The sequence below is a fragment of the Gilliamella sp. BG2 genome, assembly GCF_046635645.1.
Classification (GTDB): Bacteria; Pseudomonadota; Gammaproteobacteria; order Enterobacterales; family Orbaceae; genus Gilliamella; species Gilliamella bombi.
On sequence record NZ_JBIDFF010000015.1, the window covers coordinates 14,007 to 39,592 of the forward strand.

Sequence of the window (25,586 nt, forward strand, 5' to 3'; positions counted from 1 at the left end):
CCTTTTGTTATCGGTGATGTGGATACAATTAAAAATAACACAATTGAAATTAGCAAAGATCCTCGTGTGTTACTAGCAGAAAGTTATGCTGATTATATGGCTGTTGCTAAGGCATGTAGCGGATTTGATCCAGAATGGGAGAAGAAAGGAATATGAAAAAAATAAATGAATTATCATCACAACAATTAATTACCACTATATTTGACCCAGTAAAAGAACTGGATAAAACCATGCCAACGCGCATTACTCAATATATCTTACAGGGTGATGAACTAAATGTATTAGTTGATTTAAATCAATTGTGTCAGTCTTCAAACACGGCTACTAAACTTTATGAGTTACTTCGAAGACCTTGTGACCTTCATTATACAAATATTTGTGATGAACCCAATTCATCCGAAAAAGCAAGAATGGCTTTTTATCATCGGTGGACTGATGATTATACTTTTGAACAGATAATCCGTTTTGCACGAGTTTTAGCGGCGTTATGTGGTAATTTACGTTTTATTAAACTAATTACACCAGAGTTACCCTCTTGGTTTTTATATCTGTTATATGATGGATTGATTACTACGTTACCGATTTGTTGTGACAATGAAGATCGGATTGATGAGCGAAAAAATTGGTCAATTAAACAATTACATAAGTTGTTAGAGATTGAGGAATCAGGATTAGGTAAAAAGTTATTATTTGCTATATTTGACCGCCAAAATATTACATATAGCGGCTGTTTTCAATATTTCTTTATGATTAATGGTCTATTACCTTATGTTATTGAGCATATCGAATTATTCAAACAATTACCGAATCAAGATATTGCGATATTAGGGCAAGTCGAACAATTAAAATATATTCGAAAGCATCCTGAACTACAAATGCCACTGATTGATTTTATTGCTGTGCAGTCATTAAATAGCTCCAAACAAGTCAATCAGCTAGCAACTGAAATGTTACTTAGTTCCCCTGTCGAAATAGTAAAGCCCCATTTACAACGTTTGTTAACTGCTGGCACAGTTAAGCAGCGTAGTCATGCTGCCGCATTACAGGCTAGAATATCCTCCGATTCGACAATCTTACAACAAGCCTTAGCTAACGAAACTAACAAAACGGTCATTGCTGCGATAGAAAGTGCTTTATCACGACTTGAAAGTGCAAATACAGCCGAACAACAAGCAACTTTAATCATTCCTGATTTTGAGCCAATCGATGATGTTGATTTACCCATTATTGCTCGTGATATTTTGCAGCAAAATTATGAAGAACATTTAATAGAAAGTGAAAAAGCGGCACAAAAAGAAGTTGAAGATAACAAAAAATATAACCTTCCATATAATTGGGCAAGAAAATACTATAAAACGTTAAAAACGATTACCTCACAGGATTTAGATGATGTCTATCACTATTTAAATGGTAAGATTGAATATTCGGCGTTACTCAAAAAAATCAATAAAAATATCGATATTAAATTTTTATTAGCCAAAAAAAGGTTACAGAATCTACCTGAATTTACGCTTTTTCATCTATTACGAGTGACTCAATTAGCTGATAAAGATACAGGCGTTTATTATTTCGAAAGATTATTTGAAAAAAATGAATTTATAAAAAAATTAGATCTTAGACAAATTGCAGATGTATTAGTAAAACTCAATTATTCTCAGCATGTGCCCTATGTCGTTGCTGTGCCATTTTTAACCAAAGATACCTATCACGATGTCTATGAAAATGAACCACACAAATTATGGCCATTTTTTGCTGAAAACGAATTTTTGCTTGATGAGGCCTTAGGTTTTGCTCCCAAACAAGAAGCCTTGTCTTATCTTAATGTTGATGTAGAAAGTACCATTAAAATATTACAAACTTTCCCAAATATTCCAACTAAATATGTTGCTTATCTATTTGAATTAGCTTTGGGCGAAAGTAAACAAGTACGCTATGCCGCACAAAACGCTTTAAGTGTGATTACTAATATTCATTGCCAAGTTGAACAAGCTTTAACATCAGCAAAGCAAGAGGTGCGTATTGCCGCCGCTAATTGGTTAGCAGAGTTAGGACAAAAATCTTCAATTAAAGCATTAAATAATGCCTTAAAAAAAGAAAAACGCGAAACTGTACAAGCTGTTTTATTAGTCGCTTTAGAAAAATTAGGCGAAGATATTAGTCAACATCTAACCGTTAAAAAACTATTAACCGATGCACAAAAAGGCTTAAAAGGTAAAAAACCTGCTGATTTTGACTGGTTTGATAAAAATCTAATTCCGCCATTAACATGGAAAAATGGTGATGTAGTTGATCCTCAAATTATTGAATGGTGGGCGTGGTTAGCGGTCAAGTTAAAAGATCCAGCTAATCCATTGTTAATTATTTATAGTCGCTTATTAAGTCAGCAAAGCCAACAGCAATTAGGCGAATTTATTTTACAAAGCTTTATTAAGCAAGATACGCGAATGCCAACGGTGGAAGATGCCGAAGCAAAAGCCAATTCATTAGCCGATAAGCGATTGCAGCGATATATTGGCTACTACCAGCAACACCCTCAATACTACCCTAGTTATGCCAATATTACTTTTGAACAAGTATTTGAAGAGATAAAAAAAGAGGCTTTGGCAGTCTATCTTGGTTCAGCCATTAAAGCGAAAGGATTATTAGCATTAACCAGTGGTATTAAAGGTCACATTGCAGTTTCGTTATTACGTAGTTTTATGAAAGATCATCAACAACGACGAGCGCAAATTGAAGCGATGCTTGAACCGCTTGCTCAAAGTGATGATCCGTTGATCACGCAACTCTTGCTATCGCTTGCCCGCCGTTATCGTGCTGCATCTGTACAAGAAAAAGCCCGCTTATTGGTAGAAAGTATTGCAGAACGCAATGGCTGGACTACTGATGAACTAGCTGATCGCACCATATCTACCGCAGGGCTAGATGATAATGGTGTGTTAACCCTTGATTATGGTGAACGCACATTTACGGCTACTTTTGATGATAAGTTTAAATGGCATTTAAAAAATGCAGATGGTAACGAAATTAAATCCTTACCAGAAGCCCGAAAAAGCGAAGATCAAGCCTTAGTGAAAGAGGCAAAAAAACAGTTTTCCAACAGTAAAAAAGAACTAACGCAATTGCTTAATATGCAAATTACCCGCTTTTATGAAGCTATGTGTACACAGCGTCAATGGCGAGTAGAGGATTGGCAAAAATACTTACAGCCACATCCTATCGTAGGACGGCTTATTCAACGTTTAATCTGGCTTGAATTAGATGAAAATGGACAGATATTAAACAGCTTTAGACCAACTGAGGATGGTAGCTTAATTACAACTGAAGATGAAGAAATAGAACTAAATGAAGGTAATCGCATTGCCCTTGCCCACTCTGCAGTGTTGCCAAGTGCTATCACAGTAAAATGGCAAGATCATCTTAAAGATTACAAAGTCCCCGAGCTATTTGATCAATTGACTCACTCATTACCAGATATAAGTAAAGTTAAAGATGACATTATTGATGAACGTTTAGGTTGGTTAACTGACAGTTTCACGATACGTGGAATCTTAACCAAATTGGATTATAAGCGTGACAATGTTGAAGATGCAGGTTGTTTTTATGGTTATTATAAGTATTTTGCTAGTCTTAACCTGTATATTAATATTGAATTTAGTGGCAGCATGGTACCAGAAGAAAATATCCCTGTTGCTCTTTTTGACCTCTATTTTAGTAAAAAGCCAGGTTTAAAAGATAGACCAATAGCTCTCGATAAATTGCCTCCAGTGTTACTCGCTGAAGGTTATGCTAACTATATGGCGGTTGCAAATGCGTGTAGTGGCTTTGATCCTGATTGGGAAGATAAATTAATATGGTAAAGGATACTGTTGACAATAATGAGCGCAATTTATTAGCGTGTTTTGAGATTTTTCGGGGGTTAGATAAATTGATTCCTGAGCGCATTTGTAAATATATTTTACAAGGTCAAGATCCTCTAGTTTTAGAGGATTTAAATCAATTATCACAAACGTATAATAGTGCAAAGCGAGTTTATGGGCGCCTAGGCTTTCCAGGTGCGACTAATATCATTTATTATTCCACTGAGAAAAAACAACCAATAAAAGCAAGAGCGCTATTTTATCAACAATGGACGGATAACTATACGCCAGAACAGATTATCCGTTTTGGTAAGGTATTGGCAGCAACCTATATTGAAAATATGCAGCAAAGTCGCATTTATTCAGAACAAAAAAATATTGATGTGATCACGCCAAATTTACCATTATGGTTTTTATATCTATTTTTAGATGGATTGGTTTCAACTTTGTTTAGCTATAATCAAAGTGCTGAAAAAATTATTCTTGAACGTCAAAATTGGTCTGTTCAACAATTACATCAATTGCTCGAAATAGAACAAAAAGGGCTAGGGAAACAACTATTATTTGCTATTTTTGACCGTCAACAAACACCAGAATCTTATTTAAAGTGTTTTTATTATGTGTTTATGATTAATGGTTTATTGCCCTATATTTATGAACATCTTGAATGGTTTAAAACCTTGCCTGAACAGGGGCTATCTAGAGCTGGTCAATTACAGCAATTACAATATATTGCTAATCAAGACAAACTTAAACAAGATGTGATTGATTTGCTTGTAAAACAATCAACAAGTAATATAAAAGCAATCAGTGAGTTAGCAACAACCTTGTTACTAAGTTTACCTATTGACATAATACAAGCTGAATTACAAGTTTTATTAGATCAAGGAACACCTAAGCAACGTTGCCATGCGATAAACTTATTAGTTAGATTATCTGTTAATCGCAAGATTTTAGAAGAAGCATTAACTCGTCAGACGAATAAAACCGTAATAAAAACCATCGAAGGGGCTTTATCACGATTAAGTGTCAATGAGGATGCTAAACAGCAAGAAATCGGATTAATTATTCCTCCTTTTGAATCGATCGTTGAAGTTAATTTACCTTCTAAAGCGCGAGATATTTTGCAACAAAACTACCAAGAAATATTAGTCCAACAGCAAAAGAAAGCAGAACAGGAAATTCAATATAACCAAGAATATGGTTACAAAATTACATCTGAACAACAGCGTTATGCGCAATTAAAAGCAATTACTGTTACTGATTTAGATGCGATTTTTGATTGTTTAAATGGTAAAGGTGATATCGAACAGGCGGATATAAAAAACAAATTAATTTATGAAGTTATTTTGAATAAAGGACGCTTGCCATCGTTACCTGAATTTAATCTTTACCACTTATTACGTGCGGAAAAAATTTGTCATCATCAGCCTAATTCCTTTTATTTAGGTTTAAGTTTTTCTCATCATGAAATCTTGTTACGTACTGATTTACGCCAGTTAGTTGAAGTCATGAATAAAATAGATTATGTGCCAGATGCGAAACGTACCATCGCTGCCGCATTTTTAATGAATTATTATTATGAAACCACAGCTGAGGTCGATCCTAATTTAGTTTGGCCATTTTTTGCCGAAAATTCCGTTTATCTTGATGAAGCATTAGGACTACTGCCAAATCAAGAACTGCAAAACAGTGATTATTTTTTTGAGAAAGAACGAGGGATAAAAATATTAACTTTTTTCCCGAAGTTACTAGCTAAATATGTGACTTATTTACTTGAACTGGCATTAGGTGAAACTCAATCATTACGTTTATTAGCACAAAAAGCATTGAGTATGTTGCCTGATATTCATTACCGAGTGGAAGAGGCATTAATATCAACCAAACAAGCTCAGCGTATTTTAGCTGCCAAGTGGTTGGTAAAATTAGGACAGAAATCATCAATTAAAGCACTGAATAATGCGCTAAACAAAGAGAAATCTGAATCTGTACAAGCAACATTATTAGCTGCGCTTGAAAGTTTAGGTGAAAATATAAACCAATATTTAACGCCAACAAAATTATTAGATGATGCACAAAAAGGCTTAACAGGCAAAAAACCAGCAGATGCCAAATGGCTTGATGAAAACTTAATTCCAGCATTAACTTGGCAAAATGGTAAGGTGGTTGACCCTCAAATTATCACTTGGTGGATTTGGCTTGCGATAAAATTAAAAGAGCCTGCTAATCCATTATTAATCATTTATACCCGACTTTTAAGCATCAAAAGTCAACACGAATTAGGTGTATTTATTTTACAGGCTTTTATTAAGCAAGACACACTAACGCCAACACTTGAAGAAGCCGAAATAGAGGCAAACTTAAATGCAAAACAGCGTTTGAAAGATTATTTAAATTATGCAAAGCGTTATCCAGAGTATTATGGTCAATATGAAAATATGACTTTAAGCGAAGCTTTCGAAATGATAAAGCAAGAAGTGCTTTCCCGTGTGATTGGTTCAGCTATTAAATCAAAGGGGATATTATCACTAATTGGAGGCATACAAGGTAATACTGCCGTATCGATAATAAAAAACTATATTAAAAACTATCAAATCAGGCGTGGACAAATTGAAGCCATGCTTGAATCAATAGCCGTTAGTAGTGATCCGCTTATTATTCAATTTTTATTATCAATTGCACGTCGTTATCGAACGCCGTCCGTGCAAAAAAAAGCAAAATTATTGATTAACCAAATTGCTGAGCAAAAACAGTGGACGGCTGATGAACTGGCTGATCGCACCATTCCAACAGCAGGTTTAGATGAATCGGGCGTACTGAGCCTTGATTATGGTGAGCGAATTTTTACAGCCACATTAGATGATAAATTTAAATTTGTATTAAAAAACGCCGAAGGTAAAGAAATTAAAACACTACCCGAAGCAAGAAAACCTGAAGATGAAACACTAGTTAAAGAAGCAAAAAAACAATTTAATAATAGTAAAAAAGAGCTGAAACAATTAATTGAATTACAAATAATGCGGCTATACGAAGCTATGTGTTTGCAGCGACGTTGGTCTGTTTTAGAGTGGCAAGAATATCTCTATAACCATCCCATTATGAATCGATTAATTCAACATTTAGTATGGCTCGAAGTGAATGAATCAGGGGTAATTATAAAGAGTTTTCGTCCAACCGAAGATGGCAGTTTAATTGATTTAAATGATGATGAGATTACGCTTAGTAAAGAAAACGATGTTACTGTTGCACATAGTGCATTGTTAACTAACGAAGTAGTGAAAACATGGCAAAAACATCTTGCAGATTACAAAGTTCCGCTACTACTTACACAATTTAACCATTCGTTGCCTGATGTTAGCCATGTTGAAGAAAATATTATTGATGATCGTAAAGGGTGGCTAACAGACAGTTTTACAATACGAAATATATTAATTAAACAAGGGTATAAGCGAGAAGACATTGAAGACGGTGCTTGCTTTTACGGCTATTATAAATATTTTAGCGAGCTTGAGCTTTATATCAATATTGAATTTAGTGGTAGCTATGTGCCAGAAGAGAATATTCCCGTTATACTTTACAATCTATATTTTAGTAAAAAGCAAGGGAAAAACGGTAATGCAATTGATATCAACGATGTGCCGCCAGTATTACTAGCAGAAGCTTATGCTGATTATATGGCTGTTGCTAATGCCTCAAGCGGTTTTGATCCAGAGTGGGAGAAGAAAGGGTTATGGTAAAACAAACACAAGCCATTCGCTTAAGTGCAGAACAACGTTATGCTAAAGAGTTAAATAAGTTGCTGAAATTGGATAGTAATAACAATAAACCTCAAGGCTGGCAGTTATCACCAAAATCGGTACGAACGTTTATTTTAGGTAATGAAGAAATTGGCATCAGCCGCAAATTTTTTGGTGACGATCCTCTTGTTGATCGAGCAATAGTCTCTTTGCTTGGTAAACAAGGTTTAATGTTAGTTGGCGAACCTGGTACGGCTAAATCGATGTTATCTGAACTGCTAGCTGCAGCAATCAGTGGTGATTCAAACCTAACTATTCAAGGTACGGCAGGGACAAATGAGGATCATATCAGATATTCTTGGAATTATGCTTTATTATTAGCAGAAGGACCAACTGAACGAGCATTAGTTGGTTCGCCAATTTACCACGGTATGCAGCAAGGTAAAATTGTGCGCTTTGAAGAAATAACACGTTGTCCTCCTGAAATTCAAGACGTACTTGTGTCATTGATGTCAGAAAAGCAAATGATGATTCCAGAAATGGGACAGCATGCTAAAATTAGCGCTCGACCAGGTTTTAATCTTATTGGTACGGCAAATTTAAAAGATCGCGGTGTACATGAGATGTCGGCTGCATTAAAACGTCGCTTTAATTTTGAAACCGTTAACCCAATTACTGATAAAAACTTTGAAATAGAATTAATTAAAATGCAACTTAACCAGGAATTAGGTGAACTAAAATCGCAGATCATTATTCCAGTCGATGTCATTGAACTATTAGTAACAACGTTTCAAGAGTTAAGACAGGGGCAAACACAAGCAGGCACTAATCTGAAAACACCTGATGCGGTGATGTCAACAGCAGAAGCTGTCAATATTGTTTATGCCTCAGCATTAGATGCCTATTATTTTGATGAGGGCACCCTTGAGGGTGAACATATTGCTAAACAGCTTATTGGTGTAGTTTTAAAAGACAATGCTGATGATATTAAACGAATTCAATTTTATATGGATAATGTGGTGCGAGAAAGAGCTAAAAACTCATCAGTATGGCATTCATTCTACCAGGTGTCTAAAAAATTCTGGAAATAATAAATAGATAATCATTATGGGAAGCTCACCATTACCACAACGTCTACAAAATGCTTTGATATGTCGAGATGCATTACAACAAGCGCAGATCTATTTTGCTCCAGTGCGCCATCATAGTCCTGCTTGTAGTTATGCTTTGCGACAGTTGATTACTCAAATTAAACCGACCCATATTTTGATTGAAGCACCTGCTAGCTTTTCAGAAAAACTTGAGGAACTACTAAATAATAAGACAGAGCCACCCATTGCTATACTTTGTCAAACAGAGCTTCAAGTAGACGAAGTTGTCCTTCAGAAGAATGAAGAATATAAAGAGGATGATAAGGCTAACTCGCCATCGCATCAAATTACTCGCTCCGTATTTTATCCATTTTGTAGTTACTCACCAGAGTGGCAAGCAATGCAATTGGCAAAACAATACAATGCAAAAATTCAATTTATTGATCTGCCTTGGGCAGAACAAGTTACTCAAGAATTCACATCATTGCAGAGCAAATCATTACTTTCTGAAACCTATCTAAAGCATAGCCAATACATTACTCAATTGGCTAAGAAATTACATTGCCGTGATCATGACGAAGTTTGGGAGCATTTATTTGAATTAAGAAATTTTACCGATCTTGCTGATTGGCAAACATTTTTTGAAGATACGTTTATTTGGTGTGCAATGGCGAGGCTTGATTACGATTCATCATCACTTGAAGCTGAAGGATCGAGCCAACGAGAACAGCACATGTTAACCGCAATTGGGCGATTAAAAAAATCGATCCCCGATGCAAAAATTGTGGTGGTCACAGGCGGATTCCATACTTTAGCATTATTTGAAGGATTATGGCAAAACAAGCTTCTATTACCCAAACGAACCGATATTACCCGATTTAATCGACAGCAGAAAAGTGGCGACAGGGATCGAACTTGGCTTATTCGTTATAGTTTTGATCGCCTTGATGCATTAAATGGTTATACAGCAGGGATGAATTCTCCTGCTTATTACCAAAAATCTTGGCAATCAATGCTAGCTTATGAACAAAATTCTAACCAACCGCAAACAACCCAATGTTATCGAAAAACACAATTGATTGATTTTTTATCGATTATTACTGATAAATTAAGAGAAAAGCAAAATTGTAGTGATGCAATTGGTTTTATCCCTTTAAAGTCGGCGATTGAACAAGCCTGTTTATTAGCTGAACTTCGAGGTCATTATGGTCCAGGTCGTTATGATCTGCTTGATGGTATTCAATCTGCTTTTATCAAAGGAAGTATTCACGATGTACGCAGTGATTTTTGGCAAATAGTTTATCGTAGCTTATCAGGAAATCAATTAGGACAAATTCCTAATGATATAGCCTCACCACCACTTGTTAATGAAGTTTATTCAACACTTAAAAAATACCGTTTTAAGCTCGACGACACATTGCCTAAAACTACCCATATTGATATTTACCGTAACCCAGAACATCGGCAACGAAGTCGATTTTTACACCTACTTGCCTTTCTGGACGTTGGATTTGCTAATCGTCTTGACGGACCAAATTATCAATATGGAACAAGGTTAACCATTATGTTTGAAGATTGGCAATATTTATGGACTCCAATGGTTGAAGCTAGGTTAATTGAGCTGTCAGAGCAAGGCACGCAACTTGAACAGATTGCTATACAAAAACTACAACAGTCAATAGAGCAATTAACAGAAGATGGAATGGCACAATCTTGTTTGTGTGCAGTAAAAGGGGTGATACAAGCGGCGTTAATGGGATTACAAACCTATTTCTCTCAATTATTAGTTAAATTATCATCATTCTTAGAAGTTGACAGTAATTTATTGTCATTAGTGGATTGTGGGCATCGTTTACTCTATTTATGGCAAGGTCGGGACTTTTTAGCACTTAATGTCAGTTCAACTTTGTTAGCATTGCTAGCTAAAGTACCAAAACAAGCCTTTTTCTTACTTGATACATTAAAACAATCCGATACAGAGCAACAGCAAGAAAATTTAAAAACATTATTATTATTTAGAAATTTAATAAATAATCTACCAGATAAGCTAGATGTGAAAAAGTTGAAACAGGATTTTTACCTGAATTTACATCGTTTACAACCGTTATTAAGCGAGGCGCCATTGATTCGGGGCGCTATTGATAGTATTGCTTATTTGGACTCTCAAATTAGCCAATCAGAATTTGACCACAAAATAAAAATGGCTTTTGAGTTAGGATCCCAATATGAACAGGCAAGTAGCTATTTTATGGGGATAATGCAATGTGCACCCGAATTAATTATCCACTCTTCACAATTATTAACAAGCCTTGATGAATTATTAGCGAATTGGAAACAAGATCAATTTATCGAAATACTTCCTGATTTACGACTTGCATTTACGCAACTCACACCGAAACAAAATGCGATAATTGCCGAAAAAATTTCTAAAAAATATAGTGCTGAAAAAGAAGATATGAGTATTGAGCAATATAGATTTAGTGAAGAAGAATTGCAAAAAACACTTTCTTTGGAATTATCTATCTCCCAATATATTCATCAACAACAACTACAAGATTGGTTTAAACAATAAGGATTTAGCATGATCGGCAATAAAAAAATCATTGATAAAAAAAATGTTGCTCATGTTAAGCGATGGCGATTGATATTAGGAAAATATGCAGATGGACACCTTAATCAGGCGACATTTAACCAACATGATCATAACTTAGAACAAACATTAAATTATCTTTATCAGCATGAATACCGCAAGCGAGGTTTAAAAATAGGCGATGAAGATAGTAGGGATAGTGTTAGAAAAAAGATTTCACCTGGTGGCAATGAAAATTCTGTATTTAACACAGTAAATTGGCTCAATAAAACGCGAAAACTGTTCCCTAAAAGTACATTTGAACGCATGCAACAGCAGGCGATTGCCCGTTATCAACTGCAAGGAATTTTAAACGATCCTAATGTTATTAAAGCGTTAGAGCCGAATTTGAACTCTGTGCGTTTATTAATGAATTTAAGAGGACAATTAAAAAGTGAAGTCTATTTGGCAGTTAAAGAGCTGATTCAAAGCGTTGTTGATGAAATTTTACAAAAAATCAAATCCGATTTTGTTAATGCCTTGATAGGTAAAAGGAATCGATTTCGTCGTTCCAAAATACGTTGTAACCAAAATTTTGACTGGCGTGCAACAATTAAGGCTAATTTGAAACATTTTGATCAACAAAAACAACAAATGATTATTGAAAATGCGATTTTTAACTCCCGTGCAAACAAACAATTACCTTGGGATATTATTTTATGTGTTGATCAAAGCGCCTCAATGGATAGTTCAATTATCTATTCTGCTGTTTGTGCTAGCATTATGGCTAAATTACCTTCTGTTAATTTACATTTATTTGTTTTTGACACTCAAATTGTTGATCTATCTCACTTAGCCCATGATCCTGTGGAAGTTTTAATGACAGTTCAGTTAGGGGGGGGAACTGATATTGCCAAAGCGTTCAATTATGCTGAACAAAAAATTAAAAATCCACAACGAACAATTGTGGTATTAATAAGTGATTTTTGTGAGGGAGGAGCATTAATTCACCTTTATGCAACTGTTTCAAGAATGAACAGCAATAGAGTCAAAATGTTAGGTTTAGCGGCGCTAGATGATAATGCTGATCCTGTTTATGATTTGCAAATATCGCAGCAATTAGCTAACCGTGGTATGCAAATTGCGGCATTAACACCAGAACACTTTGCTGCTTGGCTAGCTGAGGTTATGCAATGAGTTGGCAACATATCTATTTAAACTATGATCAAGAGTCATTGGCACTTTATGCCAATATTGGCTTAGTTCGCCGTGCTCGTAAAGATATCGAGGCTAACAAAGTAAAATTAATTGAAAAAAGCAATGAAGATTATTTAGAATTCAATGCAGACGGTCAGCAAGTTAGATTACCTGCTCAAGGTATTCAAGCCGCAAGTTGCAATTGTCTTGCTCACGGGCATTGTAAGCACATTATATCGGCTGTTTTATGGCTACAATCAAATGCTTCGTTGTTAGAACATTCTATTACCGATAGCAATAAAATTGATGATGAAAATCAAATTAAGTCGCTAGATCAATCTAATGATTTGCATAAATCTGATAATAAAATAAGTACAAAACAGCTTGAAACAATAAGACCTTTAGCTAACGTGTTAACTGAATTATTGTCATTAGATGCCTCCAAACTTTTAAAAAAAGCAGGAAAAAACAATATTTTTAAATCTTATCAATTTGCGTGTAGTTGGCAAAAAAATCATTCAGTTACGATAGAATACCAAGATTCACAAATACGAATTATTGTACCAGAAAGCGATACACCTATTATTTATATGGCGGGTACTGGCTTTGATGGAATGATTTCAACTTTCTGTACAAACCAAAAAATGGCAATACATTTAGCAGCTATTGCTTATCTATTTGAAAAAAACAACAAAACATGGCCGTGGCCAATCCAATATCGACAAAGCATAACACATGAAAGTGATCAGCTTTCTGCTGATGAAATTACTTTGATTAAACAGATTCAACAGCATATTTGTAATCTTATCAATCAAGGTTTATCTCATGTGAGTCATAATCAAGCTGATCAATTACAGTTACTTAATATGTCAGCAAGATCTCAAGGATTACCTCGTCTGGCTGCAATGCTTCGGCATCTTAGTCAATTGGTTGAGTTACTTGCCAAACGGCATTTTGCGGTTGAAGAACAAGATATACTTCTTTTTTTAGGGCAGATACAAGCCTATACCGAAATGCTATTACATCATCAAGGTGAACAACTTTTCAAATTAAGAGGTAGGATAAAACGCCAATATAAAACAGAATCACAGCCCCTTGAGCTATTACCATTAGGCGGTCGTTGGTGGCAAAGTAAAACAGGTGCCATTGGTGCAACTTTCTACTTTTGGGATATTGAAAAACAACAATACCAAGAAACAACATTAGCCAGATCCTATAAAAACGATATCAATTTTAATCGCACAATGATTTGGAACAGTATGTCAATATGGCAAACATTTCCTTATATGTTGATGCAAAAATCAATAAAGCTTCATCACCCTCGTTTATCAGATACTGGCGAATTGGCGATTCATGGTTCAACTGTTACTTTACAAGAAACAGGGTGGAATGATAACAATTATCAGGATTTTAGATCAAAAGCGGGATTTGAAAATTGGTCAATACTGAGCGACTATTTACAAGATAATCATTTAGATGATTCACCTCTTAATGAGATGTTAATTCTTCATATAGCAAGCTCAAATAAACCTTATTTAGATGAAATTCGACAAAATTTAGTTTGGCAAGTAAATGATAATGATGGAAATAGCCTTTTTTTATGTCTCTTTTGGGATGAATATGAAAAATTACGTATCGATGTTTTAAAGAATTTTTTAGAAACCAACAATCACCCCTTAACCGTATTTGTCAACTGTGTAAAAAATGACAACTTTTTGGATTTAGAGCCTTTTGCATTGCTTTACAAAGAGCAACTAACAGGAGATATCAAAACATTAAACCTTGATTTTGAAGACTTCTGTCATAAAAGTAAAAAAAATAATTCTAAACAAAATGTTATTATAAATAATTATTTAGCGCATAAAAAGCATCTAGGCGAAAATCATTATATGACAGATTCACTTTCAACCTTAATTATTCAACCACTTTTAACGATACTTGAGAGTATGGTATGTTCTGGAAGGCTTGAATTATTCACTGATCAAAAACAGCAATTAATTTCGATTCAATATGATTGTGATACTTTAGGATTAAACACATTAAGTACCGTTTTAAATAAAATTCTCAGTCAACAACAAATAGCGGTAACACATATCTTACAAGCAGTTTACTTGTGTTATCTTTTAAAAAAGACAAACTACCAATTACCAATACAACTGAAAGATTTATGATATAAATACCTTATCGCTATTACATAACTCTAGTAGAAAATAATATTGCGTATTTTTGCGTTTATTATTCAGTAGAGCGTTATATTCTTTTATGCTAAATAAAGTTTTTAAATGTTATAAGACTAATATTCCAGTGTGATCGTAAGGTTCGTTTGGTACTATAAATAATACATAATTAGAATTATTTTAAAGGGTAACAAGCACTGATAAGACTTGTTAACAGGTCTTTAAGGTGTTATATTTAATATGCATAACAAAACAAGGGTATATGATCATGCCTAATATTATTTTGAGTGATACAACTGCAAGTATCAGTGAATTAAAAAAAAATCCAATGGCAACAGTGAATGCAGGACAAGGTTTGCCAGTTGCAATTTTAAATAGAAATCAACCTACATTTTATTGTGTTCCAGCCGAACTTTACGAAAAAATGCTTGATATGATTGATGATCAAGAATTAATTGCATTAGTTAAAGAGCGAGAAAAACAAAAGCTCGTTGATATTGATTTGAAAAGTTTTTTATGAAATACACCATCAAGTTTAGAAAGGATGCAGAAAAAGAATGGAAAAAACTTGATCGAACAATACAACAACAATTTGCAAAAAAACTACTAAAATGTAAAGAAAACCCTCATATACCAAGTAACAAGCTACGAGGAATCGTTAATTGTTACAAAATAAAATTAAAGGCATCTGGGTATCGATTGGTTTATCAAGTTCAAGATAATGTGCTAATTATTATTGTTGTCGCTATAGGAAAAAGAGAGCGTAATGAAGTTTATAACCAAGCGAGTAATCGATTGAAATAATTTAAATATCGTCATATTTTAGTTCAATTTTAATGACAACTATATCTTTTCAATGACATCTCCACATAATCATAATATATAATAACTTTCATTCTGTAGAGAAACATATTTAACTAAAATTATTATAGTAAAATACTTAGAATTTTTACGTTAGGTCATTTTTTTTGATTTATTGCTACATTTAATATGATTAGTTGGCTTGATAGTAATCAAAAAATAATATGCTAGTATTTATATGTACATAACATTTTTAATATGAAAGAATTTACATGATAGATTTTAGGTTAAAATCCTTGAAAGAAAACATGTCGGGGCTAATTTTTGAGTTCGCAATACCTCCTTTTAAAGATTATTGTTGGAACGAAACATCAAAGTATCTGGCAGAAAACGCATTTAACTTTATTGAAAGCATTATATACAACAATGTACCTAAGTATCAAAACCATGGGCATTGGGGGGAAAACTGAAGTTAATAAAAAACAGTGGTTCTTAATAAAATCATCATTAATCAAGCTTAAACAGAAGCTTGATCACTCTCTAAATCTAATAGAACTTGAACATGACTTATACGATTTTAAGTTTATTTTTGATAATGATTTGCAAGAAATGACAAATAATTTTTACAAATATAAATCTTTTTTTTCACAGATGATTGGTGATTTTATAACATGGATTGATGATAATATACAAAAATACGGTTCAATTTATATTTTGGGTATATAACATTATTTATCAATAAAAGAATAAATGAATTAATTCTCAAATGCTAGTAATGTGGTTTAAAGTTCAATTCCCTTATTAAACCATTTAATGTTCCAATTCACTTGCAAGCATGACAACCTCAGGCAAAATATCCAAAATCAAAGCCAATTGTTGCATAACTAACAGATCATTATTTGTTTTATCATCATCAATTGAAACAGCCGAAATAGTTTCGATATAATCGGTGACGGATTTTTTAATAGCTTGGTATTCACCGTCGATCTTTTTAATGCTTAATAGATTAATAATATAGACTGACAAATCATCAAATAGATCGAAAGTCTGTTTTGAAAGAGGTTTATCGCGATGCGCACCTAAAGTCGAAAGATAGCTAATCAACGTATGATTAAGTGTTAACAAACGAAATCCCTGATCGATAACAACTGGATTCATATGCGGCTCTTTAGTCATCAAACTAATTAATGACGACAAATCTGCATTACTATCATGCGCCGCACGCCTAGCTAAACGATACATAACATCATTAGTTTTACCAGTCAAATACTGACGACCAATTAACGCTAAGTAATGGCTATCGTCATGGCAAACACGATCCACTAATTTAGGTAGATTTCTAAACTTCCAGTCAGGCCAAATAAAGCTCACAGCAAACCATGCAATAAAACAACCAATTAACGTTGCAATAATACGTGCGACCGCAACTTGAATACTACTTTCGCCAATTAAACTGAAACTAAAAAACACCAGTAACGTAATAAACGCAGTAGCATAAGCATATTGTGAATTCTTAAATAGAAAAAACAGCCAACCAGTGATAATAATCAACACCAACTGCTCAGGAACACTTGGAAATAAAAACGTCAACGGAATACCTACAATAATCCCTAGAATGGTACCGATTACGCGTAATTTTAACCGATATTTTGTAGTTGAATAGTTAGGTTGACACACAAACAAACTGGTTAAAATAATCCAATATCCATGCTGTAAATCGGAAAAATGAATCACCATATAACCAACAAAAAACACCACACACATACGAATTGCATGACGAAATAGTGCCGATTTTATGGTTAAATTGTTTCTAATCTTGGCAAAAATAGCATAAAAGCTGGTTAGTTCTTCATCGATTAATTGATTATCTTCTTCTGCTTTTGGCAAATGTTGCTCGGTATCAATATTAGCAAGTAACAGATCGATAGAAAGCAAATTTTGATGTAAACTCTTAAGCGCTTTAATCATCAGCATATCGCTTTTATGACTAGCATGATATTGATTAATAGCTTCTTCAAGATACGAAAAATAACGTGAAAACAGCGGATCATGTTGATAAGTTTGATTTAACTTAATTGTCATTGCCAATTGCGCACAAGCTTTCGCTTGCAAATTTAAAATACGAGCAAATCTAAATAAAATATCACTATGTTTAAAATGCACACTAAGCGCTTGATAATGTCCATGCGCTGAACTTGCTCGCTCATGAATATCTTGCGCGACAAAATAATAGCTTAGTAACTTTCTAATATAAGCTTGTCCACGATAGCTTTTTAAACGATTAAATAGCGAACGTTTTGTATTATTAAAAGCACTAATGAGTTGATTATTACTATTGTTTAATTGCAAAGTCTGTTTTTTAAAACCGTCAGACTCATCGGGATCAAACATCGCTGCCTTAGCGTCAAGATATTGTGCTAAATCAATAAAACACTGTGAAAGCGATTGTTGGGTTGTGCGAATAGGTTGAATGATCGATTCAATTAACGAAACAACATTATACCAAAGCGCACCTAACAGCAAAAAACAGGGCAAAGTGTAATTATCAGTAAACAAATTATGCCCAAGCATGGTATAGGCAGCAATTAAAAGTGATCCAAACGCAATCACACCGTAACGTTGCCCAAGCGAACCAAGCATGGTAAAAATAAATGTTGAAGAAACCAAACCAATAATAAAAAATGCAGGATAATCAAATAACAACTCGACTGAAAAAGTGGCAATAGTAAAACAGATCAATGTAAGAATTAAATTAATACAACGGCTTAATAGACGAGTATCGATCTCGGTCAAACCAGCTGCCACAACACCAAGCGTAAGAGGAATAACTAGCGAGGTATACCCAAAATACCACGGAACTAAAGTCGAACCAGTTAAACTAATTAACATCCGAAGACTAAAAAGAAGATTACTGCTGTAAAAGACTTTACGTAAAGACAAAATAAATGTGTGCACGGTGTATTGGGTTTGGAGTATGTTCAAATAATAGCTACTAGAATACTATATTGCATCAATTAGGGAAAGAGCTCAGAAAGTTTTTTCTTTTTAAGAAAAATAAAAATAACAATAAAATCAATAGTCTACCTGAGCGATTTTAGAGTAAGAAACACACTTATAGCACCACAATGTTAATAAGTTTGCCTTATCAGAGCTTCAAAATGTGCCGATAACGAAGTAAAGCTAGCACGCCAAACAGGGCTATTGGGCGTGTTTGTGTTTTAGATGTTATCAGCAATATTAACCATTCCGTAAAAGTCAAAAAGTCTGAAATCAGACATCATAATTTAGTTAAAAAATTCACCTATTTTTATAACTGAATCATTTCTATCTTTATGTTTCTTTAAATTTATTTACATTTCTTTACAAAAAAGTCCGCCAAAAAACTAGCCAACTATTTTTTTTACGGCTATACTTTCACAGCTTTAGAAAAATAAGCGGATAATTATAAAAAATTGAAATAAAACAAAATATTACTTGACAGGTGGAACAAAATGCAGTACCCTTTTAGGCACAAGGCACAAGGCACAAGCACTGGCAAACCTATGTCTTAAATTTATCAAATAATCCTATTCGACGAGAGTTTGCACGAAACTCATTTATATCTTCAAAATTATCTCTCGAATTATTATTGAAATTATTCACAAAATTATTTTCAAAAATCCCATTGGTATTAATATCATTGTTGTTATTGCCGTACTCTTTTGAATCGCAGGCTTTATCGGCCACGACTTCTGAGCGCATTCACGGTACTGCGCCTTATTTAACTATTGATGGTGGTACTACTAAATTGACTACCACAGATGACTTATTAAGTATTAAGTTATCGGACGGTCGAATATTCACACCGCAAAATAATCCTTCATCATCAACAAGTCCGATTGTGTTACCTGCAATAGGTCAAAGTTTTGCTGATATAGACATGTTGGTTCCGCAATCAAGTAATTCAATAAGTATAAATGGATTAGTTGCGCAGGGTAAGTGGGGTGATGATGATGGAGATGGAAATGAAGATAGTATAACAGCAAGTGGGAATATCATACTGAGTATTACTGATAAAAATAACCAAACGGTTAATCGTAATGAAGTATTAACGATATGTAATGCGCCTTATAAAGTAGAGTTAAGTAGTACAGAAGGTTATTTAAAAACTTTGTATGGTGTACCAGATATTAATACCTTCACAGAAAGTCGTACAACATATTATATCAATCCAAAATCATCGGCAGCTATCTGTTTTGCAAGGCCGAATCTAACAGAAGGTAAAGATTATTTTGCTGGTCCAGTTGATATATGGAATCCAGATAAAGGGTTTTTGACTCAATCAGCTACGCCGTTACAGTATGGTCGAAATTTTCCAACAACGGGCAGTGATGGATTGTATTTTGATTTAATCATAAGTGGCGTTGATAGCGAGCAGTTAACTTGGGCTCCAGTCACACGTGGGGGAATAACTGCTACTGTGATAAAAACGGAAGTAAATTTGTGGGATGTGTGGCTTCCCAATGGAGAGAAAGTAACTCGCGTTATGTTAACAGGTCCTAAAGCAAGTGATGCTCAAAAACAAACAGACAGCCCAGGTCCAATTCCCAAACCAAATTTACCGCAGGTATTTGAACTAGAGGGTAAAGATAGTAATAAAAATGTGGTAGTAAGATATGGATTTGTTCTGCAAAAGTGGTTTGTGCATCGTGGAGAAAGCGATAATACTTATTTTAATCAAACATCTTGGTGTAATAGTGTAGGTTATCGTGTTCCACAGGTAAAGGATTTGACTAATGCAGTTTGTGCTGGTCTTTTGGGTGATAATTGTAAAGGAGATATTGGTGCTAAGCCATCTTCAAAAAATAATGTGTACGAGCGCCATATAGGTGCTGGTTTTTTTGCGGAGTGGGGTATGGTTTATTATTACTTCGGCGATAACAAGTCTATTTTTACCACTAGCATAACAAGCGACATTAGTGAAAGTGGTGGGTTATTCCACGGTTTGCCATACCTCGTAAGCGATGCTGCCTATGGTATGATATTCCATCATGATAATCTAAATTCGAATATTTATAATGCGATTTGTGTCACTCCTTAGCATTTATTATTTGGTATTTAATCCTTAGGGCGGGGGGTTATAGAGTAAACAAGGTAACAAAGAACCAAGCCCAGCGCATGTTGGGGCTTTGAGCAGGCAAAGCCTGCGAGCCTAGTGCTTTAATGACTAAAAGCCAAAATAACGCCAGACCGAGACAATTTTAAAGTTTGCGCTTTTGTTATTAACTAGCTGTTATTAATAAGTTGTTATTAAATAGCTATTATCAAATAACAAAAGTGCCTTTCTTAAAAAGCCAAATTCAACGTAATAAACAACTAACCTATAAGTATATGATTTTATTTAAAAATAAAAAATTAAATAAAATCAATAGTCTACCTGAGAAATTTTAGAGCAAGAAAATCTCACAATATTGTAAAGTCAATATTTTACTTTTTCATAGCGATAGCATGCACGATAATTAAGTAAAGCTAGTACACCAGACAGTGCGAGTTGGGAAATTTTTGCTTTGGATGTTATCACTAATGTCAATTATTTTCGCAAAAGGTTAAATGTTCTAAGCCTAATACTATATTTTAATTAATAAATTATCCAAAAAACTAGCCAAAATTTTCACAAAAGATTATACTTTTACAGCTGATAGAAAATCAGCTTATTTAATAAGTTAATAAAAATGAAATGGAACATTCATTAATAGGTGAAATGTAATGGATTATTGTCGTAGGCGCAAGAATAGGCAGGCCTATATCTTAAATTCTCTTAAATCTTCAAATTATCAAAAACTCTTACAAACTGATAATTTTTTAGGGAATTTAGCGGATTTATTTATCCAACTAAAATTCACCTTTACATTCTCAAGCGTATGGTTCTTGACTCCGTTGTTGTTATTATCGTATTCATCGAACTCTCAAGCACTAACGGCTCATACAAGCGGTGTTATACAGGGTAGTGCGCCTTATTTAACATTTGACGAAGGTCGGACTAAGGCTATAACAGCTGATGAGCTATTGGCTATCACATTATCCGATGGTAGTAAAATCACACCTAGAATTAATAGTTCCTCGTCTACAAAGCCAATTGAGTTACCCATAGATGGTCAAAGTTTTGCTGATATTAATATGCTGGTGCCAGCATCTACCAATTCAGTAAGTATAAACAGCTTAGTGACACGTTATCATTATTGGGGGGATGATGATGGTGATGGAGAAGGTAGCGGTGGAGTTAAAATAACAGGAAGTATAACGCTCAGGATAACCGATAGTGATGGTCAAGCAGTTAATCGTAATGATGTTTTAGATATTTGCAAGTCACCTTATAAAGTGGAATTAAGTAGTACAGACGGTAATATAAGCACTTATTACGGCATACCAAACACCAGCTCCTTTAAAGGTCGTAAAGTAGCATATTATATCAAACCGAAGGCATCGCCAACCGTTTGTTTTGTAAGACCGAATTTGTTTTGGGGGGGACAGATTAAGTGCTGGTCCAGCCGACATATGGAACGACAAAAAAGGATTTTTAGTTCAATCAAGCCATCCAGACTCATACAGTCAAAATTTCCCGACAACGGGAGCTGATAATTTATATTTTGATTTCATCATAGGTGGAGTTGACGTTGGTCAGTTGACTTGGGAAGCCGTTACTTTGGGGGGAATAACTGCTACGGTAACAAATGTTGTAGCTAGTGATAGATGGATTCCTAATGACGATAGAAGGAAAGTCGTAGCACGCGTTAAATTAACAGGGCCTGCAGCAAGCAGTAGTCAAAAACAGTCAGACACTCCCAGTATAATTTCCAAGCCAAGTTTACCACAAACGTTTGAATTAGTGGGTAAGGATAGTCGTGGTAATGTATTAAAATATGGATTTCAATTAAGGAAATGGTTCGTTAGTCGAAATAAAAAAGATATAGTTTCTAATCAAGAATCTTGGTGTAATAGTATAGGTTATCGTCTTCCACAGACAAGTGATTTGACTAATGAAGGTGAATCTGGACGTGGAGCAAAACCGTCTTCAAGTTATAAACATTATCAACGCCGAATAGGAGCTGGATTTCTTACAGAGTGGGGACCTTTGCATAATTACATTGATGGGGGTTTTGGCTCCTCTTTTTGGTCAAGTGACAGGAAAAAAGATCTCCATGATAATATAATTTATTGGCACGAGATAAGCCCAACAGGTCGTTCTATCTGGAAGAGCAGTGTTGACAGTACTGCGGCTGTTTGTGTTTTTAATGCTTTGTAAGGTGTAGATGGTAGATAGAAATTATGGTGTTAATAAAAGACAAAACCAACGTAAAGATAAGTCCCAATAGGAAAAGTTTGCTGTCTGGGTACTTTAATGATTGAAAGCAAAAAAAGCGGTTCGACTAGCAATACTGAAGGCTTACGCTTTTGCATAAAGTGCAAAAGCATTTTTTTAATTCACCACAATAAAAAAATCAACCAATAGTTATTTGATTTCACTTAAAAACTTTAATAAAATCAGTATCCTACCTGAGCTGTTTATATGAAAAATTCTACCGCTTTAGCTTAAAATTGTTCAGAAAACATATTGATTTTATTTGTGTGTTTGTTTTGATATCTTTCTAATAAAAGGATTATGTAAAAAAACAGCAACCAAATAGTTGCTGCTTTTTATTGCGTTTGTTTTTTTTCGGTTATTTAATCGCTTTTGCTACAATTTCTTGCGCCTCTTGCTGTAGCGTATTTAAATGTTCGTTGCTTATAAAGCTTTCTGCATAAATTTTGTAAGCATCTTCTGTTCCTGATGGGCGAGCGGCAAACCAGCCGTTTTTGGTTATCACTTTAAGCCCACCAATTGCAGCATTATTAGCTGGTGCAGTGGTTAAACATTGAGTGATTTTTTCACCTGCTAAGTTGTCGGTGGTTAGTTGGCTGGCATCAAGTTTGGCTAGTTTTTGTTTTTCACTAAACGAGGCTGGCGCTTGGATTCGTCCATAATAAGAAACACCAAATTTATCTTCAAGTTCTTGGTACTGTTCTTGTGGATTTTTGTCTAGTTTAGCCGTCATTTCGGCAGCAAGAAGACATAAAATAATGCCATCTTTGTCGGTTGACCATACTTTACCATTCGTTCTTAAAAACGATGCGCCTGCGCTTTCTTCGCCAGCAAATCCAAGTTTGCCATTGTAAAGCCCATCGGCATACCATTTAAAACCAACTGGGTATTCTAAGTACTGTTTGTTTAAGCTATTAGCAACTCGGTCGATCATTGAGCTTGTGACTAGTGTTTTACCAATAGCAATATCTTTGTGCCATTGTGGACGGTTTTGGAACAAGTAATTAACACAGGTTGAAAGGTAGGCATTTGGGTTCATTAGCCCTTTTGGTGTCACGATGCCATGACGATCAAAGTCGGTATCATTACCAAAGGCTAAATCAAATTGATCTTTTAATTTTAATAATCCAGCCATAGCCCAACAGCTTGAGCAGTCCATACGAATAACTTCGTCATGATCTAGATGCATAAAGCTGAAAGTTGGATCGACTTTGTTATTAACAATATTAAGGTTGATGCCATACTTTTCGGCAATGCGTGGCCAATAGGTGATACCAGCACCACCCAATGGGTCAACACCGATTTTGAGCGATGATGATTTGATAAGAGAGAGCTCTAAGATATTTTCAAGATCGTTGATATAGTCGGTTTCGTATTCTTTGGTGTGGATGTAATTTGAATTTAGAGCCTTGTCTAAGGTGACACGTTTTACACCATTGAGTTTGTTTTTCAGTAATTCATTGGCGCGGTTTTCAATTTGTTTGGTGATGTCAGTATCCGCAGGTCCGCCATTGGTTGGGTTGTATTTTATTCCGCCATCTTCTGGTGGATTATGCGATGGAGTGATAACAATGCCGTCTGATAGCTGTGATTGTTTGTTTTGATTGTAAGTTAAAATGGCATGCGATATGACTGGCGTTGGCGTATAGCCCCAATCACGAGCCATAACCACCGTTTGCTCGTTGGCGACAAAAACTTCAAGCACTGATTTTAAGGCAAGTTCTGATAAGGCATGTGTGTCCTGACCAATAAAGCAAGGGCCTGTAATGTTGTTCGCTTTGCGGTATTCGGCAATTGCTTGAGCAACGGCTAATATATGTGCTTCATTAAATGTGCCTTTGTTTGAGCTTCCGCGATGACCTGATGTACCAAAAATGACTAATTGGCTAGCATTATCCGTATCAGGTTGGATTTGGTAATAGTTATTGCGTAATGTTTCAACGTTGATAAGATCTGATGGTTGAGCTAACATTCCTGCGCGGCTTTGCTTGGCCATTTTTTACTCCTCTTTCATAAAAAAATACTTTATATGACTAAAAACGCGAATCTGTTGAGTTTATATCACGTTTTTAGCTTTTTTATTTTTATTTAACCTATTAAGGTAAAAATGCGTTGGTGACTTGGTTTATCATGGTTTCAGATATGCCCATGTCACTCATTATTGATTCAATAATATATAATTTTCTGGCAGTATTAGTGTTGCTGATAACCCAATAAGGTGTACCAATGATTTCGCGGGGTTTTGTGTTTTTGCCTGATGTTTCTAGTAATTGTTTATCTTTGGCTAAATATTTTCGCTTGCTTCCATGTAAGGATGTTGCAGCTATGGCAAATAGTGCTGGATTATAGTTATACAACGCACTAAGCAGTAATATAAAGCGACTAATAATGGATTTCTCGTTTGTGAAAGCGTCACTAGTTAATAAGTCATTAAACAGTGGATAATGATTCTCTTTTTGTGCAATAGTCTGTTTTTTTGCCGATGTAGATTGGTTTATATTTAATAAACGTCGTAATATACTAGATGCATCTTCGCCAATGTGTTTAGTTTGACCAGCAATAAATTGGTATAATTCTTCGTCGATTTCGATAGTTTTCATTATGTTACTTGTGCCTATTGTATTATTTCACGGGACATCCTAAAGCAGGAATTTTGCCTAAATGCGAATCATGGGCTGATTTGTTATCTAAACAATCATTCGATGGCTGTTTAATGGCAGCATTATCGGTTGTTGTAGGTGCTTGATTTGCATCATGACAAGCAGTTATCATAACTGATAATGTTAATAGAAAAAATAACCGTTTCATATATTCATTG

At 34.7% G+C, this 25,586-nt stretch carries 17 protein-coding genes; 13 read left to right on the forward strand and 4 right to left on the reverse strand.

Going from position 1 to position 25,586, the window contains the following annotated elements:
• The first annotated feature begins 18 nt into the window (after window positions 1–18).
• The 10 genes from ACGH6Q_RS07670 to ACGH6Q_RS07715 all read left to right on the forward strand — a co-directional run bounded on the left by ACGH6Q_RS07670 (window position 19) and on the right by ACGH6Q_RS07715 (window position 16,155).
• Window positions 19–156, forward strand: coding sequence for a hypothetical protein (locus tag ACGH6Q_RS07670; RefSeq protein WP_167370075.1), 138 nt, complete (start codon window positions 19–21; stop codon window positions 154–156).
• Window positions 153–3,857, forward strand: a complete 3,705-nt coding sequence (locus tag ACGH6Q_RS07675; RefSeq protein WP_411592531.1) for a DUF4132 domain-containing protein — start codon at window positions 153–155, stop codon at window positions 3,855–3,857. The genes ACGH6Q_RS07670 and ACGH6Q_RS07675 overlap by 4 nt, the downstream gene beginning before the upstream one ends.
• On the forward strand, window positions 3,851–7,594 hold the full coding sequence (locus ACGH6Q_RS07680; protein WP_411592533.1) for a DUF4132 domain-containing protein: 3,744 nt from the start codon (window positions 3,851–3,853) through the stop codon (window positions 7,592–7,594). Before ACGH6Q_RS07675 ends, ACGH6Q_RS07680 begins: the two co-directional genes overlap by 7 nt.
• Window positions 7,588–8,685: an ATP-binding protein gene (locus tag ACGH6Q_RS07685; RefSeq protein WP_411592534.1), complete on the forward strand. Its 1,098-nt coding sequence runs from the start codon at window positions 7,588–7,590 to the stop codon at window positions 8,683–8,685. Before ACGH6Q_RS07680 ends, ACGH6Q_RS07685 begins: the two co-directional genes overlap by 7 nt.
• A 16-nt stretch (window positions 8,686–8,701) precedes the next feature.
• Window positions 8,702–11,257, forward strand: a complete 2,556-nt coding sequence (locus tag ACGH6Q_RS07690) for a DUF5682 family protein (protein ID WP_411592535.1) — start codon at window positions 8,702–8,704, stop codon at window positions 11,255–11,257.
• A gap of 9 nt (window positions 11,258–11,266) precedes the next feature.
• Window positions 11,267–12,451, forward strand: a complete 1,185-nt coding sequence (locus tag ACGH6Q_RS07695) for a VWA domain-containing protein (protein WP_411592536.1) — start codon at window positions 11,267–11,269, stop codon at window positions 12,449–12,451.
• On the forward strand, window positions 12,448–14,622 hold the full coding sequence (locus tag ACGH6Q_RS07700) for a hypothetical protein (RefSeq protein WP_411592537.1): 2,175 nt from the start codon (window positions 12,448–12,450) through the stop codon (window positions 14,620–14,622). Before ACGH6Q_RS07695 ends, ACGH6Q_RS07700 begins: the two co-directional genes overlap by 4 nt.
• 274 nt (window positions 14,623–14,896) lie before the next feature.
• A complete protein-coding gene (locus tag ACGH6Q_RS07705) occupies window positions 14,897–15,148 on the forward strand; it encodes a type II toxin-antitoxin system Phd/YefM family antitoxin (protein ID WP_411592538.1) in 252 nt (83 codons plus the stop codon).
• Window positions 15,145–15,432 (forward strand): type II toxin-antitoxin system RelE family toxin, encoded by a 288-nt coding sequence (locus tag ACGH6Q_RS07710; protein ID WP_065609762.1) that lies wholly within the window; start codon window positions 15,145–15,147, stop codon window positions 15,430–15,432. Before ACGH6Q_RS07705 ends, ACGH6Q_RS07710 begins: the two co-directional genes overlap by 4 nt.
• 321 nt (window positions 15,433–15,753) lie before the next feature.
• Window positions 15,754–16,155, forward strand: coding sequence for a hypothetical protein (locus tag ACGH6Q_RS07715; protein ID WP_411592539.1), 402 nt, complete (start codon window positions 15,754–15,756; stop codon window positions 16,153–16,155).
• An 84-nt stretch (window positions 16,156–16,239) separates the two neighbouring features.
• Here ACGH6Q_RS07715 and yccS read toward each other — a convergent pair whose 3' ends face one another.
• Window positions 16,240–18,384 (reverse strand): YccS family putative transporter, encoded by a 2,145-nt coding sequence (gene yccS, locus ACGH6Q_RS07720; RefSeq protein ID WP_411592552.1) that lies wholly within the window; start codon window positions 18,382–18,384, stop codon window positions 16,240–16,242.
• Window positions 18,385–19,057: 673 nt separating this feature from the next.
• Between yccS and ACGH6Q_RS07725 the strand changes: the two genes are divergently transcribed.
• The 3 genes from ACGH6Q_RS07725 (at window position 19,058) to ACGH6Q_RS07735 (ending at window position 22,711) form a co-directional block, all read left to right on the forward strand.
• Window positions 19,058–20,509 (forward strand): hypothetical protein, encoded by a 1,452-nt coding sequence (locus tag ACGH6Q_RS07725; protein WP_411592540.1) that lies wholly within the window; start codon window positions 19,058–19,060, stop codon window positions 20,507–20,509.
• 827 nt (window positions 20,510–21,336) lie between these two features.
• Entirely contained in the window at window positions 21,337–22,044 is a 708-nt protein-coding gene (locus ACGH6Q_RS07730; RefSeq protein WP_411592542.1) for a hypothetical protein, read from the forward strand.
• A gap of 46 nt (window positions 22,045–22,090) precedes the next feature.
• Window positions 22,091–22,711, forward strand: coding sequence for a hypothetical protein (locus ACGH6Q_RS07735; RefSeq protein WP_411592543.1), 621 nt, complete (start codon window positions 22,091–22,093; stop codon window positions 22,709–22,711).
• Between the two features lie 415 nt (window positions 22,712–23,126).
• Here the strand turns inward: ACGH6Q_RS07735 and pgm are convergent, their stop codons facing one another.
• From pgm to ACGH6Q_RS07750, 3 genes are all read right to left on the reverse strand, one after another.
• Entirely contained in the window at window positions 23,127–24,764 is a 1,638-nt protein-coding gene (pgm, locus tag ACGH6Q_RS07740; RefSeq protein WP_411592545.1) for a phosphoglucomutase (alpha-D-glucose-1,6-bisphosphate-dependent), read from the reverse strand.
• Window positions 24,765–24,864: 100 nt separating this feature from the next.
• Window positions 24,865–25,368: a hypothetical protein gene (locus tag ACGH6Q_RS07745; RefSeq protein WP_065590464.1), complete on the reverse strand. Its 504-nt coding sequence runs from the start codon at window positions 25,366–25,368 to the stop codon at window positions 24,865–24,867.
• Window positions 25,369–25,390: 22 nt separating this feature from the next.
• On the reverse strand, window positions 25,391–25,576 hold the full coding sequence (locus ACGH6Q_RS07750; RefSeq protein ID WP_065609748.1) for a hypothetical protein: 186 nt from the start codon (window positions 25,574–25,576) through the stop codon (window positions 25,391–25,393).
• Window positions 25,577–25,586: the final 10 nt, after the last annotated feature.